This window comes from Corallococcus sp. CA053C (genome assembly GCF_003611675.1).
Lineage (GTDB): Bacteria > Myxococcota > Myxococcia > Myxococcales > Myxococcaceae > Corallococcus.
In genome coordinates this window covers 1-1052 of the sequence record NZ_RAWA01000805.1, presented here as the reverse complement: position 1 = coordinate 1052, position 1052 = coordinate 1, and the positions used below count along the sequence as shown (strand labels likewise).

The window sequence follows — 1052 nt, the reverse complement described above, 5'->3', positions numbered from 1 at the left end:
GCCCCGTGCAGCACCGTCGCCGCGATCACCGCCCCGCCCCACCGTCCCCACACGCCCTCGGCCACCGCGTCATCCAGGTGGGACTGGAAGAGCCCGCTGGAACCCCGCACCACGTTCGGCCGGGCCACCGGCGCGCGCGCAAGCTCCGCCCCCGCGCCCAGCCCGTCGTCAAAGTTGAGAATGGTTCTCATTTTCACGATACGGGAGGAGATACCTTCTGGGAGGTGGCAACGTCAATGTGAACCCCGGCTGAAAGCCTCCCCGTGCGGCAAGTCGACGGCTTTTTGTCGCCAAGGGTGTGATTTTCCGGGGTGCTCGGTGGTTCGGGTGCGTATAAAGGCATTCCGTTGGCACGGTTTTTAGCTGTCAGCGGTTGTCGCACCCCGGTGCGATGCGCCGCGCCCTCCTTCCCATGATGACGGTCCCCGCCACCTCCGGGCGTGAAGCCCCCCGCGAGTCCAGGTTCGCCCTGGCGGCGGTCGTGTGCGCGGTGGCCTTCGCCGGCTTCCTGGGGGTGATGGGCCCCGCCGCGCGCGCTCCGGACGGGGTGGGCGCGCGCTGGGCCCCCCCGTCGACCCGTGCTCCTTCCGGCCAGTGGGCGCGGCAGGAGGCGGGGCTGCTGCATGCGTCCCACGTGGGCACGCCGGTGCCGGCGTCGAGGGATCAGCTGGACCCGGGCGGCGTCGGTGCCCGGCCGCCCACGCCGTTCGTTCCCCGGCTGGACACGCTGCGCGCCATCCTGGCGCGCTACGACGCCCGGGTGCTCGCGCAGGCCCAGCGCCTGCTTGCCCATGCCTTGCCGCCCCAGCTCGCGCCGCTGGCGGACCGTCCCCGGACGGTGAACTGCCCGGCGCAGGGCCCGCCCGCGCGGGGTTGAGCGTCCCTTCCTCCTGACGTTCTTCGCGGGCCGCGTCCGTGAGGCTCCCGGTGTGCCCAGGGGAGCCCAGGCAGGCAGGCCCGTCATTCCCCACCTTTCGCGGCGCGTCCGCCCGTGCGGGCGCGCGAGGCCTCCTTCCATGTCGTCTTCCCCCTCTTCTCCCGAGCCCACCCCC

General features: G+C 72.7%; 1 protein-coding gene and 1 pseudogene. One reads left to right on the top strand and one right to left on the bottom strand.

Annotation, left to right across the window (positions count from 1 at the left end):
- A pseudogene (locus D7V97_RS43275) lies at positions 1-191 on the bottom strand (hypothetical protein); the annotation flags it as partial.
- A gap of 221 nt (positions 192-412) precedes the next feature.
- On the opposite strand from D7V97_RS43275, the gene D7V97_RS43270 reads away from it, so the two are divergent.
- Complete coding sequence (locus tag D7V97_RS43270) at positions 413-877, top strand: hypothetical protein (RefSeq protein WP_120616296.1); 465 nt, start codon at positions 413-415, stop codon at positions 875-877.
- The last annotated feature ends 175 nt before the right edge of the window (positions 878-1052 follow it).

Coding starts and splice junctions, on each gene's coding strand:
- D7V97_RS43270 (WP_120616296.1), top strand. CDS start 413: ATGATGACGGTCCCCGCCACCTCCGGGCGTGAAGCCCCCCGCGAGTCC.